This window comes from Bacillus sp. SRL543 (genome assembly GCF_984799205.1).
In genome coordinates this window covers 4,837,606-4,854,072 of sequence record NZ_OZ481794.1, presented here as the reverse complement: position 1 = coordinate 4,854,072, position 16,467 = coordinate 4,837,606, and the positions used below count along the sequence as shown (strand labels likewise).

The following is a 16,467-nucleotide window of genomic DNA, read 5'->3' as shown; positions in this document are numbered from 1 at the left end:
TGAGGATGTTGCTGAAGGAAGTGTGTGTTGAGAATCTGACTTTGATTCCTGAGAAAATTAGCAGAGGCGCTGCCCGGGTGGAGCTGTGCGATAATCTCTCGGTTGGCGGGACAACCGTCAGCCATGGTGTTGCGGTGAGAGCAATTGACTATTGCCGCAGGCAGAACGTGGAGATAATGGCGATGGTGAGGCCGAGGGGCGGGAACTTTGTCTATAGCTTGGAAGAGATTGAAATTATGAAAGAAGACATTATCCATCTTAAGCAGCTCGGCGCAGATGGCGTGGTGTTCGGCTGCCTGACGGAGGATGGCTGGATTGATGAGCGAGCTATGAGTGCTCTGCTGGAGGTTGCAGAAGGGCTCGAGCTTGTCTTTCATATGGCATTCGACCATATCCGGCCGGAGAGGCAGCTGCAGGCAATCGACTGGCTGGCAGATCACGGTGTGGAGCGGATCCTGACACATGGCGGGCCGGCTGATTCTGGCATCCTGGAGAATCTGCCGCGTCTTCAGGAATACATTGATTATGCTGCCGGCCGGATCACAATCATGCCGGGCGGCGGGATTACGGATGGAAATCTGCCTGAGATTGCGGCAGAGCTGGATGTTCGGGAGGTTCATGGGACTAGGATTGTTGGGTGAGTGTGAATTAGTGGGAGGGGAGGCCGTGCTGGGAACGGTCTCTTTTTTTGTGCCCGCAAGATGGGCAGGTCGCAAACATATCGGGAAAGTCGCAAGTAAAAATGTAAAGTCGCAAATATATATTCCATGAGTCGCAAATGTCTTCCGAAACTCGCAAATAAGCACCTGGAAACCCCTGCTGCCAGCTGAAAAAAATCCTCTCATAAACAGAAAACGACCTATCCCGGCACTTCCTCTTGAACAATGTTGACAAAACGTCAACACTCTTTGTAATATTGATAGAAGTGATATAGCAAGAAAGGAAAGAGAGCATGGCAGAGAATAGCAAGGAAATTGGCGGGCTTCTGAAGGGGCTGCTAAAAGAGCGGTCACTGTCGATGAGGAAGCTGGGCCAGATGGCGGGGATTGATCCGGCGGTGATCTCGAAGATTGTCAACGGAAAGCGCAAGGCGACTCCTGAGCATCTGCAGCGGTTTGCCGAGCATTTGAGCGTTCCGATTTCCAGATTATATGAGGCTGCAGGCTATCCGGTCGGCCCTCCGCCAGAGCGCAATGACTCGATTGGCCAGATCCATGATATCCTTGAAACGGCCCATCTGATGGACGGGGAGTTCCGCCTCGAAGATGTGAAAGAAGAGCTGGCAAAATATGAAGAGCTTTCTCAGACAGGGGAAGGGGCCGGCACGATCCTCAGCCAGTTTGATGAGAAGGTCAAAAAAGTGGCAGGCATGGGACCCTTCATCCAGCAGCTGCAGGACATGTACGAGAAGTTCTCCCTGAAAAAAGGGACAAAGACGGAGCTTGCCCTCATGGGAGGCTCTCTGCTCTACTTCATTGCCGCCGTCGACTGCATCCCGGATTACCTCTTTCCGGTCGGATATTTAGACGATGCCGTGGTGATCCATTGGGCCATGAACGCCCTACCGATGAAAAAAACAAAGACCATATAAAGGATTGGAGATATCATGAGCAGATTAGTACGCAATAAAAAGAAAAAACGCGGGTGGAAGTTTGTTACAGTCCTGCTGCTGCTGGTTGTGGCAGCCGGCGGCTACTTCGTCTATCAATACCAGGCTGGTATCAACATGGCCGATCCGGTGAAGGCGAAGCAAAAAGAAGAGGAAATTGAGTTCAACGGAGTAAAAAGCCTCGATGACAAGATCAATGTCCTCCTGCTGGGAGTCGATGCACGTCCGGATGAAGAAAAGTCCCGCACAGATTCCATCATGGTCGCTCAATATGACCCAAAGGAAGGAACGGCAAAGGTCATTTCGATGATGAGGGATATCTACACAGAAATCCCGGGCTATAAAAATTACAAACTCAATACCGCGTTCTACCTGGGCGGGCCTGACCTGCTCCGCGAAACGCTGAAAAATGATTTTGATCTGGATATTGAATATTATGCCCTAATTGACTTTAAAGGATTTGAAAAAGTGGTCGACGCCCTTGCTCCTGAAGGCATTGAAATCGATGTAGAGAAACAGATGTCCGCTAATATCGGTGTCTCACTCGAGCCTGGGCTCCAGCGGTTGAATGGGCAGGAACTACTTGGGTATGCCCGCTTCCGCAAAGATGCAGAAGCTGATTTCGGACGGGTGCGCCGCCAGCAGCAGGTCCTCAATGCGATGAAGGACCAGCTCTTGAGCGCAAACGGTGTCCTCAAGCTGCCGAAGATGCTCGGCACCGTGCAGCCGTATATCCAGACCAATCTCCAGGGAACAGACCTCCTCGGCCTGATGAAGAGCCTTGCCCTGAAACAGCCGGAAACGGTGGAAACTTTGACTATTCCAGTCGAGAATTCTTATACAGACCAAAGATATGACGAAATCGGACTGGCGCTCGATATCGACTTTGAACAAAACACAGAAGCCATCCAGGCGTTCCTGGATGGAGAACCAGCCAGTGTTGAAACCGGCGTAACAGCCGATAGCGAATGAAGAAAGAGCTGCAGGCTTCCTGGGGGAAGTGCTGCAGCTTTTTTTGCCATTACGGCTAATCATTGCGATTTCCAGCATGATATGCTATGTATGAAGGATATAAAAGAACGGGTGATGGAAATGAGTATGAGGATATTATTTATTGCCCCCTATCAGGCCATGTCGTATTTGATTGAGCAGTGCAGGGTGGAAGCGGGGGTAGATGTGGATGTAAAGGTGGCGAACCTTGAGGAGGCGGTCCCGATCGCTGCGAAGGCAGAGCGGGATGGATATCATGTCATCATCAGCCGCGGAGGGACAGCCAAGAAGATCGAGAGATACACAAATCTCCCGGTCATTGATGTACATATTTCCGGCTACGATATGCTCAGGGTGCTGACGCTCGCCAATGATTTTCCAGGGAAGAAAGCGATTGTGGGCTTTTCAAATATCACCCTCGGGGCGAAGACGATTACGGATATCCTGGAGATTCCGACAGAGGTGTATACAGTTGAGCAGGCAGAGGAAGTCGACCTGCTCGTCCCTCAATTAAAGGATCAGGGCTTCAGGGTGATCATGGGGGATGTGGTCACCGTCAATGTGGCCGATCAGCATGGCCTGGAAGGAATCCTTATCCAGTCCGGGAGGGAGGCCATCTTTGATGCTTTCCAAAGGGCAGGCAGTGTCACGGCGCTATTCCAAAAGAAGCAGGCGGAAATAGAAATGCTCAAAGCAGCACTTGGAAAAATGGGCACCGACCTCCTTATCGTGGATGAGGATAAGAAGATTGTGTTTGAACAATGGGAAACAATTGATAGTTCGTCCTTCCGGTTCGATCCCCAGTCCATCTCATCCCAGCAGCGTGATGGAGAAGTCAGCTCCACGATCATGGAAGATGAAGACGGGGGAAAAATAAAGATGCAGTCTGCGCCATTGCAGATACAAGGGGCACGGTATGAGCTCCTCTTATTCAGCAAGCTCCAAAGCGAACGGCCGGATAGCTCCGGCTGGCTGGAATCTGTCTCCCAGCCCCCTTTGATCATCCATGAAAGCAAGCCTATGGGGACTTGTCTGCAGGATGTGGCGAATCATATCAAGAAGAATAAATGGAATCTGATCGGCGAAAGAGGGACAGGCAAACGGGATATGGCCCGCTATATCCATCATCAGAAACAGCAGGGGCAAGGCCTGCTGCTGATGGTTGATGCGGCAGAAGCGGCCCTCGGGAATGTCCAGCTTGATGAGGATATTACTACCATCTATATGACAGACACCAAGGATGCAGATCCTTCCCAGGTGAAGAACCTTATTGAACAGGCTGAGGTCTGGAGCGAGAGCGGGAAGAGCGTCATTGTTGCCCATGAAGGCGAGGATCCTCTTTTTCATAGCTGGTTATTTGATGAAAAAAGTGCCCGGATCCATCTGCCGGCACTCAGGAACCGCAAGGAGGATATCAGGGCGATTACGGCTTATTTCATTGCAGAGTCACACCAGGAGCGTGGCACATCTCCGATTAAGATAAAGGAAGACGCCTTCCAGCTGCTCGAAACCTACAGCTGGCCAGGCAATATTTCTGAGCTGAAAAGTGTGGTTTTCGATGCAGCGGGGAACGAAAGCGGCTATGTGCTGCAAAAAGAAACAATTAGTGGCCTATTGGAAAAGAAACAGCAGGAAGGTACCATCCTTCCGGAGGATTTCCTCGAAGGCACATTAGTACAAATCGAAAAAAGAATCATCCAGGAGTGCATGGTTCAGGAAAATTTTAACCAGACTAAGGTGGCAAAACGGCTCGGAATCAACCGTTCCACCTTATGGCGCAGGCTTAAGGATTAATTAAGCCTGTTTTTTTATATATTAATGTTTAAAAATACAACGATATTTAACCAGATACGAAAAAAGCAACAATTTTTACATGAAAACCATTGCAAAATACAATGAAAACGATTACTATAAGTTTGTAACCGATTACAGGTTGTTTTAAATTTCAACAACGGCAAAGGGGATGTTATACTATGAGAATAAAGGCAGGTTTAGAAAGAATTCCCGGCGGCATGATGGTTGTTCCACTGTTGCTTGCTGCCACTATAAATACATTTGCTCCAAATTTACTAAGAATCGGCAACTTTACTGAAGCATTATTTGTAAACGGTGCCAGCACACTGATCGCTTTGTTCCTTTTATGTACAGGAGCCCAGATCAATGTAAAGTCCTTCGGGGTTTCCGTCGGAAAAGGTGCCACACTGCTTGCAACCAAATGGGCAGTCGGTGCGGTCGCAGGTTTAATTGCTTATATGTTTGCCGGTGATAACGGATTGTTCCTTGGTCTTGCTCCAATTGCTGTCATCGCCGCGATGACAAACAGCAACGGCGGATTATTCGTTGCTCTTGTAGGACAGTACGGCAGCAAAGAAGACCGTGCGGCATACTCACTTTTGGCTTTAAATGATGGTCCTTTCCTGACAATGGTTGCACTATCGATTTTCGGCGCTATGGGCTTTGTAAACGGAATGTTCTCTTTCCAATCTTTCATCGCCGTTCTTCTTCCGATCGTGGTCGGAATGGTGCTTGGAAATCTGGATGATGAAATGCGCACCTTCCTTGATAAAGGCAGTTCTATGCTGATCCCTTTCTTCGCCTTTGCGCTTGGTATGGGAATCGACTTCGGCGCTATCGTCAATGGCGGTCTGACAGGTGTTGTGCTTGGCTTCCTGACTGTGTTTGTAACAGGTACTGCCGGCTATTTCGTATTTAAAGCATTGAAATGGAACCCAATCGTTGGGGCAGCAGAAGGCTCAACAGCAGGGAATGCGGTGGCAACACCGGCAGCGATTGCCGCGGCAAGCGCAAGCTTTTCCCAATATGCTGATCTGGCGACTGTCCAGGTTGCAGCTTCTACAGTAACAACCGCGATCCTTCTGCCATTATATATCGCCTTCCTCGTGAAGCGAATGGAGAAAAAAGGGTACGATTTCAGCAAAGAAGTTAACCGATAAAATTTTCGATTCTATATAGAAGAAATTCCAGCAACTAAGGGTGTGACTGCAATGCAAACAAAAATGGGAATTATCGCTGATGATCTGACCGGCTCAAACGATTCAGGCGTCCAATTGGCGAAAAAAGGGTTCAACTCCACCGTAGTCATGGATATCGACACCAATGTCCACTCTCATACAGATGTGCTGATTGTCGATACCGACAGCCGCGGGAAGACGGAAGCAGCCGCATACGAAGCAGTGTCAAAAGCTGCTTCTCTTCTTTTTCAGCAAGGGTATGATCATGTCTATAAAAAGGTCGACTCTACGCTAAGGGGAAATATTGCGGCTGAGCTGGCGTCGTTGGTCGATGTGTACCAGCCGGAAGCCGTAGTGGTTGCCCCGGCTTTCCCGAAGCTGAACCGTACGACGCTTAATGGGAAACATTATGTAAACGGAGAGCTGATCACAGAAACGGAGTTCGGGCGCGATCCGAAGACGCCTGTAACAGAAAGCTATATACCGGACCTTCTAAAGGGAACCGTCAAGGAAAAGATCGCCCTGCTGGATGCTTCCCTTTTGAGAGGGCCTAAGGAAGATATCGTTTCTTTTGTTAAAAAAGAACTCAGCTCAGGAAATGCCTGGTTTGTCTGCGATGCAGAGACAGAGGCAGACCTAAAGCAAATCGCCGGAATCTTTGCCGGCTTAGAGAAGAAAACTGTCTGGGCAGGCTCAGGCGGGCTGATTGACTATCTTCCGGAAGCATTGAAGCTTGATCCAGCAGCTGGGCAGCAAAGGGAAGAGATTTCCGTCCGGCAGACATTGATTGTCTCAGGAAGCCTTTCCAAAGTGACGAAAAGCCAGCTTGAGAATCTCCAGCGGGCAGAGCAGAGCTATTTTATCGAAGTAAATCCCGTTGATTTGGTGAATGATAGTCTTGATGTAGACAGCCTGCTGAAAGAGGCTGGGAGTGCGGAAGAAGACAGCCAGTTTATCCTGTACGTCGATTCATCGGAAGAAAATCGGATACTGGCGAAGGATGCGGGAGCTGCGAAGAATCTTACCCCTAACCAGGTCAGTGAGAGGATTGCCACAGGGCTAGGCAAGGCAGCTCGCATCTTTTTGGAAAAAACAGACAAAGTTGACGGTCTTATTTTAACCGGCGGGGATACAGCGAAAGCCGTATGCCAGGAGCTGGGTGTGAGTGAAATGGAGCTTCTTTCCGAAGTGGAGCCGGGACTGCCGTTTGGCAGGATCAAGAGCGGTGCCCGTAATTACTGGGCTGTAACGAAGGCCGGCGGATTCGGCAAGGAAGATTCGCTGACGAATGCGGTAAACTATATGATTGAAAGGGTTGAGAAATGTGAATCAAAATAAACCAACAGTAGGGATCACAATGGGAGACGCAGCGGGAGTCGGACCGGAAATTATTTTAAAAACGCTTGCGGATCAAGAAATCTATCAGATCTGCAACCCGCTTGTCATCGGGGACCGCAAAATCCTTGAACGCGCGAAAGGCTTCGTGGACAGCAAGTTGACGATCGAAACAGTGAATGAACAGGGCCTGGATCAACTTGAATACCAGCTGGGCACTGTCTATTGCCTGGATCTGGATTTATTGCCGGCAGACCTTCCTGTCGGGCAGGTATCTCCGGAAGCGGGACATGCAGCGTTTGAATTCGTCCGCACGGCGATCGAGCTGGCCGAGCAGAAGAAAATTGCTGCCATCTGTACGGCTCCTTTGAACAAGGAAGCAATGCAAAAAGGCGGCCATAAATACCCTGGCCACACTGAAATCCTGGCAGACCTTACGAACACTCAGGATTACTCTATGATGCTTTCCGCACCGAACCTGAAGGTCATCCATGTCACAACGCATGTCGGCATACTGGATGCGGTGAAAATGATTAATCCTGAGCGTGTGTACCACGTCATCAAGCTTGCACATGAGACGCTGACAAAGGCGGGCATCGAGTCACCAAAGATCGCCGTTTGCGGAATCAACCCGCATGCTGGTGAAAATGGACTGTTCGGCTATGGGGAAGAAGAAGAAAAGGTCATTCCTGGTGTTGAAAAAGCACAGGCAGAAGGAATTAACGCCATTGGCCCGCTTCCTGCCGATACCCTGTTCTTCCGTGCCGTCCGCGGTGACTTTGACATTGTCGTTGCCATGTACCACGACCAGGGACACGGTCCAGTGAAGGTGCTTGGCCTGGATGCAGGAGTGAACATCACAGTCGGACTGCCGATCATCCGGACAAGCGTCGACCATGGCACAGCCTTCGACATCGCCGGCAAAGGGATTGCTGACGAGAAGAGCCTGGTGGAAGCTATGAGACAGGCAGTGGAATTGGCGCCGAAATAATAGAAAAAAGCTGGATGCGATGGCATCCAGCCTTTTTTCATATCACGTGCTTTTTAGCAGAAGGGGCACCAGCAATAGTGCAGACAGGCCATTTTATTTTAATATCCTCCCAGCAAACCCCCATCTCCAAATCCCAAACCCTATCAAAGCCCCAAGTATATTAAGAATATAATCATCAATATCAAAGCTTCCTCTTCTTGTAATAACTTGTATGATTTCAATTGTTATTAGCATGGCCGTCATGGAGGCTATAAAGAGGATTGTGCTAATCATTTTCCTTGTAAAAAAAGGGAGATAAACACCCATTGGCATAAATAAAACAAAATTGCCAAGGAGATTTTTAATAGGTATAACCATGTTCATTCTTCCATCCGCTAAGGCTTGAAGATACATACTGATTGTTTTTAAGGGAATGAAATTTGAAGACTGCCTTATATAGTCTGTTAATGACATGCCATCCCAGGCAATTCCCCTTGAGCCTAAGAATAAGATGGATGCTAATACAAATAAGTAAACTATGAAGCTTAGGCCAAAAACAATCTTGATTGCTTTTTTCATTTTTTCCTCCGATGATACCTTATTACATTCTCACACTATTAGACGAAAGAAAGTGCTGGCAGGTTTTCAGCTTCTTCTGAGATGACTAAATTGAAATGAAAAAGCCTTAGGAGGCTTGAGGTCTCCTAGGGCTTTTGTTGTCGGGCACATTCAAAGTTTTTGATAATGGTAAAAGCAGGATTAGCCAGCTAATTGTCCGGGAGCCGTATTTTTCCGGTTCGCCATCCTCCGGTAAACCAGCGCCACAATCAGCGAAGGCACCGTACACACCAGCATCCCGAGGAATGCATATCTCGGCTCGATCTCATACAAGTATCCGCCAAAGATGGTGAACACCGCCGTGCTCCAGCTGAGGGCGAGGGCGGAGTAAATGCCCTGGGCGATCGGGACATCCTTCGGCGGGATGTACTGGATCATGTATTTCATGAACGCATAATGCCCCATGGCGAACGAGAGGGCGTGCAGGACCTGCGACACTGAGAACATTGCCACATTCGGGAAGGCGAATACAAGGATCCAGCGCACCGTGCTGCCGAGCGCCGCCAGCGCCAGCAGGGAGCCTGGCGATACATTGCGGAAGACACGGTCGGCAATCAGGAAGAACAGGATTTCGGCAATGACGCCGATGTTCAGGATTGCCCCGATCAGGTATTTCGGCGCGTCGATTTCCTGCAGAAAGATATAGCCGTAGTTGTAATAAGAAGCATGTGCGGCCTGCAGCAGGATGACGATCACGAGCACAACCCCAAAATGCTGGGCTTTAAATGGCCTCAGCAGAGAGCCTCTGCTCTGGGAGTCTGCCTTTGGCTTCTGTGACAGCACATCAGGTGCCTGCATCATCCCCAGGCAGATCAGCATAAAGACGCCGAACAGCAATCCCCAAAGAATGAAGCCGTCCCCAAACCGGCTCGTGAACATTGTCAGGATCAGCCCGCTGATAATGAATCCTAAAGATCCCCATGAGCGGTCTTTTCCATAATTCTTCAGCTGCTTATGCTGCACAAGGACACCGGCAGCCGTGTCCATTGCAGGCATCAAAGTCGGATAAAAGAAGTGCAGGAACAGGACCGCAGCCAGCAAGGTCGTATATGAATCAGCCGGGATGCAAAGCAGCAGAATGACGAACGTCCCGATGCCCATCCCATTAATCAGTACCTTGCTGCTGAATTTCCCTGACAGATAAGGGAAGGCGAACAATGTCGACAAGCCGCGCACCACAAGCCCAAGGCTCATGATCAGGCTCGCCTGCCCGACCGTCATCCCCTTTGTATGAATCATCCACCCGGTCCAATACGGCAGGAAAACCCCCCAAGTGAAAAAGAAACTAAAAAATTGTCTACTCATCCAGCGTTGTGAATTCATCGTTCATTCCTCCAATGATTGCATCATACCAAGAGGAAAAGTAAAATAATATGAGATATCTCACATTTTGAACCTGTTTTGAAGAAAAAGGAAAGAAGCGTGAATCATATGAAAAAGCTGCAGCAGAGAGAAAGGCTACAATATCTCGAAGAGCACAGCATCGCCCAGCTCTTCTCCTTCCCGATCGAAGAAGGCATCGAAATCCACGAATACCAGCGCGACGAGTGGATCATCCGCGAAGGCATGCGCCCCGACTATCTTTTCTATGTCATCGAAGGGAAAGCCAAAATTTACATCACCTACCAAAACGGGAAGGTCTCCCTCATCAACTTCATCAACAAACATGACTATATAGGCGAAATGGAGCTCTTGCATGAGGTCTACTACACCAAAGGCATCCAGGCCTCCACCCGCACCATCTGCTTCGCCATTCCTCTGAGCCAATACCGGAACCAATTGCTCGAGGACACCCTGTTCCTGCGCGAACTCACCAAATTTCTCAGTCTCAAAGCCACCAACATGGCATCCAAATACTCCCAAAGCCTCGCCTTCCCGCTCGAAAACCGGCTCGCAGACTTCATCCTGCAGACCGCTGATGGCGATGTATATAAAGAGAAACATGTCACCGTCTGTGACTTCCTTGGGGTTTCTTATAGGCACTTGCTTCATGTACTATCTCAGTTTTGTAAAGAGGGGTACTTGCGGAAGGAAGGGGTGAGGTATTTGGTGGAGGAGCGGGGGCGGCTGGAGGAGTTGGCGGGAGTTTTGAGGAATGGGTAGGGAGCCAAGGGGACAGGTCCCTTGGCTCTTTTTAAGAAATGGGCCATGGGACCTGTCCCTGCGGCTTTATCTGGAGGACATATATATGCCAACCTACAATAAATTAGTCCGAGATAAGATTCCGCAAATTTTCGAGCAAAGCGGAAAGAGGTTTTCGGCAAAGATACTAAATGATCAGGATTATATTGAGTATCTGCAGCAGAAAAGCTATGAAGAGTTGGATGAGTACTGTGCGGCAGAAACCAGCGAAGAAGCAATCGAAGAGCTCGCAGACTTTTTAGAGATTATTCACTCATTAGCTCATCATCACGGTTCTTTCATTGAAGGGGTAGAGAGGGTACGGGAGAAGAAAGCAGAAAAGCGCGGAGGGTTTGAAGAGAAAACTTTCCTGATTGAGGTTGAAGATTGATGGGGAAACTGGCTTTTTCAGTTTTTAGTTAAGGATAAAAATGTATTAAAAGTCAGAAATATTTAATGACCTTTGTTAGAGAAGTGCAGCATTCTAATAGGTTTTCTTGTTTAGATAGATTTAAGATTTGTTTCATGTGAAACAATCCTTCTGGCATAGTACTCAGGGCGTGAAAACCTGCTAAGGAAAAGCGTCCCTGTCTCTCCGGACAAGGAATATGTTCACTAGTCTCTTTCTGAATGGATTTTTTCTTCTCATCTGGATATCTTAAAAGGAAAGAATTGCCCAGGATGAGGTGAAGTTCATATATGCTAACAAAGAGACATGTCATATTTAATCTTACAATGATCATCGTCCCTTGGTTTTCGCTGCTTTTTATCGGTAAGCGGAGCTTCAAGCGGTATGGGATTGCGGGTGCCATCATCAGCGGGTTTGAGATCCTGAATCATCTTTATGGCCGCCACAAAAAGTGGTGGAGGTTTTATGACCAGCCGAAATCTTTTATAAGGGATGAACTGCCTTTTGATATAGGTCCATACATGCCCGTTTCTCTATGGATTCTTAAAGCTTCATATGGGAACTTCAAAAAATTCATTTTGCTTAATGCTATTTTTCATGCGATTTTCGCCGGGCTGTTTCTGCCCTTTCTCAAGAAACTGAAAATTGTTCGTTTAACCCGCATAAACTATTTTCAGTTTTTTCTCTATATCCACTATAAAGCCTACTTATTGTATGCTGCTCAGAGTGCAGTGGAAAAGGTGCGGTACAGCCGATAAATCAGAAATGCCTGTCCGCGTGGGGGCAGGCATTTCTGATTGGAAGGGAATCATGCTGGCTTGGAAGCATGATTGAAAACAGGCTGTGGCAATAGCCAGCTTCTGCTGTTTTTAGAAGGCTTTCTTACTCTCAAGAAAAGGGTAAGTGTTATAATTCACCTAAACAACAGCATTCAAGGGGGGAAGAAGCAATGATCAATTATGATGGGCGTTCTTTTGTTTCGGTTGAGAATACTGAGAATGGAGAGGTATCCGCAAAAACTTTCTTTGTCTATAGGCAGGAGGGGCACATCATCTCGGCAGCATACGGCGGAGGTGAAATCGTGCAGGGAACTTTAATTGGACTTGTGAAGGAAGACAGTTCCCTGGAGTTTCGCTACAATCACGTAAATACCAGGAATGAAATCAGAGGCGGAAAATGTGTTTCTGCTCCTGAACTCCTGCCGGATGGCAGAATTAGATTGCATGAAAAATGGCAATGGCTTGACGATGAAAGCACTGTGGGAAGTTCCATTATTGAAGAAGTTGTTGTGTGACAGGGAGATGATTGCAATACGCAAAATCCTTGGTTGAAAAATTAATTTTCATGGAGAAAGAAATGAAATTCAGAAATGATTTAAGCATTTATACAGAAATGATCAGCCAGCTTTTTTTAACGCTGCTGCCTGTTTTAATTTTCAGCAAAGGATTGCCAAATCTCCTGCCGGTTTTAAGGGTGGCAGGTTCCTCTGTATTCCTGTTTATCTTGATAGTGTCAATATTGGCTTTCGCTACCGGAAAAAGGCGCTTTATCAATGTAATGAAGGTAATCGCACTATTAAGCTTTTTGGTTGTTTTCGTGATGTTCCTCACTTTTTATATCAGCAGTTTTCTTGTGCTGACTGATGCCATTGGCTTTGAAAATTTACTGAAACAGCATATCTCGACGGCCATCTATATTTATTTTGCTATCTGTATTGCACAGCCGATCATTCTGCCTTTGCCGGAAATGGTCACAGTGGTTGCAGCCAGCTCGGTACTAGGCCCTTTTACAGCTTTTACGGTAGGCTTCTTTGGAACCATTCTGGGGATTGCTGCGATGTTTTTTGGTACCCGGATTGGCGGCATGAAGCTGGTGAAAAAACTTGTTAATGAGAAGCATCTGGTGCAATATCACCGCTATGTACAAAAAAATGAGCTGCTGATTCTTGCGTTGCTTTTCATCATTCCCATTCTCCCCGATGAAATTATCTGTGTGGGTGCCGGAGTGAGTGGTGTCAGGGTGAAAAGGTTTCTAAGCGTCGCCATCTTTTCCAAGCTGATTACCTCGTTCTCACTTGCCTATTCGGTTGAACTCGCTTCAGCTCTTTCCTTAACAACCTCCCAGCTGATGATCTTTGTATCAGCCGCTGCTTTGCTACTGTTCGGGATAGGGTTGATAGTCAAGAGATTTTTGAATAGATGACCAAGGGGACAGGTACCGTGGCTCAGGTATGACGTGGAAGAGGGCCGAGGGGACAGGTCCCATGGCTCAGGTGTAACGTTAAACATTTAATGAAAAAGTTCATTTCAAGTTCGTGGATTACCCTGGTTATGGGGCTGGCAGTTTTCTTTTTCACTAAAATGATAGTTAACAAAAAATCTCAGGCTGGTGAATAGCTTGGGATTTTTATTATTGTCTTCCTTGGAGCACTGGGACCCATTCTGAGTTTCACCCAAGTACTTTGCAGCCTTTGGGCCAAGGGGTCTGTCCCCATGGCTCAGAAATGGTATGATTATGGTAAAAACCAGGGGTGCGGCATGGGGCTATGTGCTTTTAGTATTAAGGAACGGATGGATCATTATCAGGTGAAGGGGCTGAGCCTGGCGCTGATTGGAGATGGGCAGATTGCCAGGCTGGAGCAGTATGGGCTGATGGAAGCGGGAACCGACATTTCTGTGCAGGCAGAATCCGTTTTTAATGCCTGCTCAATAAGCAAGTTCCTGACAGGGCTGCTTGTAATGTTATTAGCGGAGGATGGGGTTATTGATTTAGATGAGGACGTCAATCACAGGCTTCAAAGCTGGAAGATTCCTGATAATAGGTTCACCGTGGAAAAAAAGGTCACCTTGCAGCAGCTGCTCAGCCATCAATCAGGGGTGGTGGATCCGGCGGGGAGTTTTATGGAGCTGAATTCGAAAAACGAAGCACCCTCAATGGCTGAACTGCTGGGAGGAAAAACAGCATATTGCAGTGTCCCCATAGAGGTTGCATATGAGCCAGGGAGTGAATTTCATTATTCAGATGCCGGCTATTGCATCGTGCAGCTGCTGATTGAAGATGTGACCGGAAGATCTTTTGAGGAACTCGCATATGAGTTGATCTTTAAGCCTTTAAAGATGGAGAACAGCTCTTTTCCAAGAATGATTTCCGGTAAGAAACATGCTTGCGGACATGACAAAAATGGACAGTTGATTGAGGATAAGTACTCTGTCTATCCATATCCAGCAGCTTCGGGGCTATGGACAACCCCTGATGAATTAGCGGGGCTGGTTATTGAATTGATGAAAGCTTTAAATGGCGACAGTAAAATAGGTCTCTCTGCAGAGAAAGCAAAGGAAATAATCCAGCAGCAAGGCAAAGACTGGGCAGGTCTGGGTGTGTTTTTAGACGGATCGGAAAAAGAGCTTGAAATCTCCTCTATTGGATGGGGAACCGGCTTTCAATGTATGATGGCCGCTCATCCTTATAAGGGCACGGGCCTTGTCATCATGACGAATACGGACTTGGGGGTTCATCAGTTGAAAGGGGTTATTGGGGAGATTTATCAGTCTATGGGTTTTTAGTTCAGTAAGATGTGGGCCAAGGGACCTGACCCCTTGGCTCGAAAGGATATAGGTGGAATTAGATGGCTAAAATGGATCAGATGATGCAGATTCTCTGGATGCTGAGTTCAGGGAGGAAGGCTACTGCCAAGCAGATGGCTGAAAAGCTGGAGGTTAATATCAGAACGGTTTACCGGTATATTGATGCTCTTTGTGCCAGTGGTGTGCCGATTATCGCGGAGGCTGGCCATCATGGCGGATATACGCTTTTACACCAATTCGTTGAAAGTCCTCTCTTGTTTAGTGAGGAGGAGCAGACAGCCCTGCTTCAGGCAGCTGCTTTGGCGAAAGAGGCGGGGTATTTTTCAGGGGAGTTACTGGACAGCGCAGCATCAAAGCTGTCCATGTACTCAACGCCTGAGCAGGAAAGCATGGTCAGGCGGCGTGTGGAGGGGCTTGATGTGATCGGTTCTGCTGCCGGTCTGCCTGAGGATTCGATATTGAAGGAGCTCGAGCAGGGGGTCATCAACCAGGTTTCTGTGGAAATTGACTATTATACGGTTCGTGAAGATCAGCCTAAGCGGAGGCAGATTGACCCTTATGGAATCATCTATTGGAACGGCCGCTGGTATGTGGCGGCATACTGCCATCTGAGGAACGAAATCCGCAGTTTCAGGGTCGATAGGATTGCCGGTATGTCTGAAACCGGAACCAGCTTTAACCGTCCGGCAGGTTTTTCAGCCAGCGGTTTTTTTATGAAGAACCTGCTTCCGGAGAAAGAACAAACGCAGGAATTCGTGCCTTTTGTTGTCAGCGGCAGAACTGGCGCACTGGATGATTTATGCAGGCATTGGTTTTTAGGTCATCATCTGGCAGAGCGCACTTCAGCACGGGCGGTGTTCCTTTTGGAAAAAGTAGCCTTGCATACTTATGTGGCGCCTCTGCTCCTGCCTTATGGCAAGTCGCTTCAAATTCTGGAACCGGCCAGCATGAAGAAGAAAATGCTGGAGGTACTGTATGAATTGGCTGATCACTATCAGAAATGAAACTTTACTGGCGTTGGCTGTCAGTGAAGTTTTTTTATAATGGGCCTCTAATGACTGGAAGAGGAGACCTGATGATGCACAAAAGAAAAGCTTATCTTTATGTTTTTGATACGATGTCAGACTGGGAAGCGGGGTATTTGATTGCCGAACTGAATTCGGGCAGGTATTTCAGGAAAGGGGTGGCGCCTATAGAGGTGATGACCGTAGGTGCGGACAGAAACCCTGTAAAAACAATGGGTGGGGTGGCCATACAGCCTGATTTATCTATGAAAGAGTGCAGCTTGAGCAGCCATGATCTCCTGATTCTTCCGGGCGGGGATACCTGGCTTGAACCCATTCACGAGCCCATGCTGGAAGAAGCCTCTAACGGGCTGCAGAGGGGGACCCTTGTTGCCGCCATCTGCGGTGCAACCATGGGCCTGGCAAATAAGGGGCTGCTGGACACAAGAAGGCACACAAGCAATGATCGGGACTATTTGAAAGCCGTCTGCCCGCTTTATGCCGGTGAACAGCTGTATCAATTAGAGCCCGCAGCAGCAGAGGGGAACCTGATTACCGCTTCAGGCATAGCTCCTTTGGAATTTGCGCTGGAGGTCCTGAAGGTGCTTGACGTTTGCAAGCCGGAAACATTGCAGGCATGGTTCAAGCTTAATAAGACCCACGAGCCGCGATACTTCTATGAGCTCATGGAAACTGTACAATGAAGAAAGGGGGCGGGCCGGCTTGATTTGGGCCCTTTCCATGGGCCGGGGGGACAGACCCCCCGGCTCTTTTTGAGTTTGGGCCAAGGGACGGGTTCTTTTAATTCAGTGGCTCCAGGAAGGAAAACACCTTTGTCCTGCCGAACCATAGAGC

17 protein-coding genes are annotated in these 16,467 nt (G+C 48.1%); 15 read left to right on the top strand and 2 right to left on the bottom strand.

What is annotated here, in order from left to right:
- The first annotated feature begins 5 nt into the window (after positions 1-5).
- From AC4E8B_RS24710 to pdxA, 7 genes are all read left to right on the top strand, one after another.
- Positions 6-641 carry a copper homeostasis protein CutC gene (locus tag AC4E8B_RS24710; protein ID WP_490216190.1) on the top strand — a complete coding sequence of 212 codons (636 nt, stop codon included), beginning with the start codon at positions 6-8 and terminating at the stop codon, positions 639-641.
- Between the two features lie 311 nt (positions 642-952).
- Positions 953-1,591 carry a DUF1232 domain-containing protein gene (locus AC4E8B_RS24705; RefSeq protein WP_490216189.1) on the top strand — a complete coding sequence of 213 codons (639 nt, stop codon included), beginning with the start codon at positions 953-955 and terminating at the stop codon, positions 1,589-1,591.
- 15 nt (positions 1,592-1,606) lie between these two features.
- Positions 1,607-2,581 (top strand): LCP family protein, encoded by a 975-nt coding sequence (locus tag AC4E8B_RS24700; RefSeq protein WP_490216188.1) that lies wholly within the window; start codon positions 1,607-1,609, stop codon positions 2,579-2,581.
- Between the two features lie 90 nt (positions 2,582-2,671).
- Positions 2,672-4,393, top strand: coding sequence for a PrpR N-terminal domain-containing protein (locus tag AC4E8B_RS24695; RefSeq protein WP_490216187.1), 1,722 nt, complete (start codon positions 2,672-2,674; stop codon positions 4,391-4,393).
- A 179-nt stretch (positions 4,394-4,572) separates the two neighbouring features.
- A complete protein-coding gene (locus tag AC4E8B_RS24690; RefSeq protein ID WP_009794638.1) occupies positions 4,573-5,553 on the top strand; it encodes a 2-keto-3-deoxygluconate permease in 981 nt (326 codons plus the stop codon).
- A 51-nt stretch (positions 5,554-5,604) separates the two neighbouring features.
- Positions 5,605-6,909: a four-carbon acid sugar kinase family protein gene (locus tag AC4E8B_RS24685; RefSeq protein ID WP_490216186.1), complete on the top strand. Its 1,305-nt coding sequence runs from the start codon at positions 5,605-5,607 to the stop codon at positions 6,907-6,909.
- Positions 6,910-6,928: 19 nt separating this feature from the next.
- A complete protein-coding gene (pdxA, locus tag AC4E8B_RS24680) occupies positions 6,929-7,897 on the top strand; it encodes a 4-hydroxythreonine-4-phosphate dehydrogenase PdxA (RefSeq protein WP_490219887.1) in 969 nt (322 codons plus the stop codon).
- Between the two features lie 93 nt (positions 7,898-7,990).
- Here the strand turns inward: pdxA and AC4E8B_RS24675 are convergent, their stop codons facing one another.
- On the bottom strand, positions 7,991-8,455 hold the full coding sequence (locus AC4E8B_RS24675) for a VanZ family protein (RefSeq protein ID WP_490216185.1): 465 nt from the start codon (positions 8,453-8,455) through the stop codon (positions 7,991-7,993).
- 180 nt (positions 8,456-8,635) lie between these two features.
- Positions 8,636-9,817, bottom strand: a complete 1,182-nt coding sequence (locus AC4E8B_RS24670) for an MFS transporter (RefSeq protein ID WP_490216184.1) — start codon at positions 9,815-9,817, stop codon at positions 8,636-8,638.
- Between the two features lie 108 nt (positions 9,818-9,925).
- Here AC4E8B_RS24670 and yeiL point away from each other — a divergent pair, with 108 nt between their 5' ends.
- The 8 genes from yeiL (at position 9,926) to AC4E8B_RS24630 (ending at position 16,316) form a co-directional block, all read left to right on the top strand.
- Positions 9,926-10,597 (top strand): transcriptional regulator YeiL, encoded by a 672-nt coding sequence (yeiL, locus tag AC4E8B_RS24665; protein ID WP_490216183.1) that lies wholly within the window; start codon positions 9,926-9,928, stop codon positions 10,595-10,597.
- 85 nt (positions 10,598-10,682) lie between these two features.
- Positions 10,683-11,006, top strand: a complete 324-nt coding sequence (locus AC4E8B_RS24660) for a nucleoside triphosphate pyrophosphohydrolase (protein ID WP_490216182.1) — start codon at positions 10,683-10,685, stop codon at positions 11,004-11,006.
- A gap of 308 nt (positions 11,007-11,314) precedes the next feature.
- On the top strand, positions 11,315-11,782 hold the full coding sequence (locus tag AC4E8B_RS24655; RefSeq protein WP_490216181.1) for a hypothetical protein: 468 nt from the start codon (positions 11,315-11,317) through the stop codon (positions 11,780-11,782).
- A gap of 191 nt (positions 11,783-11,973) precedes the next feature.
- Entirely contained in the window at positions 11,974-12,318 is a 345-nt protein-coding gene (locus AC4E8B_RS24650; protein ID WP_490216180.1) for an avidin-fold protein, read from the top strand.
- Positions 12,319-12,380: 62 nt separating this feature from the next.
- On the top strand, positions 12,381-13,226 hold the full coding sequence (locus AC4E8B_RS24645) for a TVP38/TMEM64 family protein (RefSeq protein WP_490216179.1): 846 nt from the start codon (positions 12,381-12,383) through the stop codon (positions 13,224-13,226).
- A 335-nt stretch (positions 13,227-13,561) separates the two neighbouring features.
- Positions 13,562-14,587, top strand: coding sequence for a serine hydrolase domain-containing protein (locus AC4E8B_RS24640; protein ID WP_490219885.1), 1,026 nt, complete (start codon positions 13,562-13,564; stop codon positions 14,585-14,587).
- Between the two features lie 62 nt (positions 14,588-14,649).
- Entirely contained in the window at positions 14,650-15,612 is a 963-nt protein-coding gene (locus AC4E8B_RS24635) for a helix-turn-helix transcriptional regulator (protein WP_490216178.1), read from the top strand.
- A gap of 74 nt (positions 15,613-15,686) precedes the next feature.
- Positions 15,687-16,316 carry a type 1 glutamine amidotransferase family protein gene (locus tag AC4E8B_RS24630; protein WP_490219884.1) on the top strand — a complete coding sequence of 210 codons (630 nt, stop codon included), beginning with the start codon at positions 15,687-15,689 and terminating at the stop codon, positions 16,314-16,316.
- Positions 16,317-16,467 lie beyond the last annotated feature (151 nt).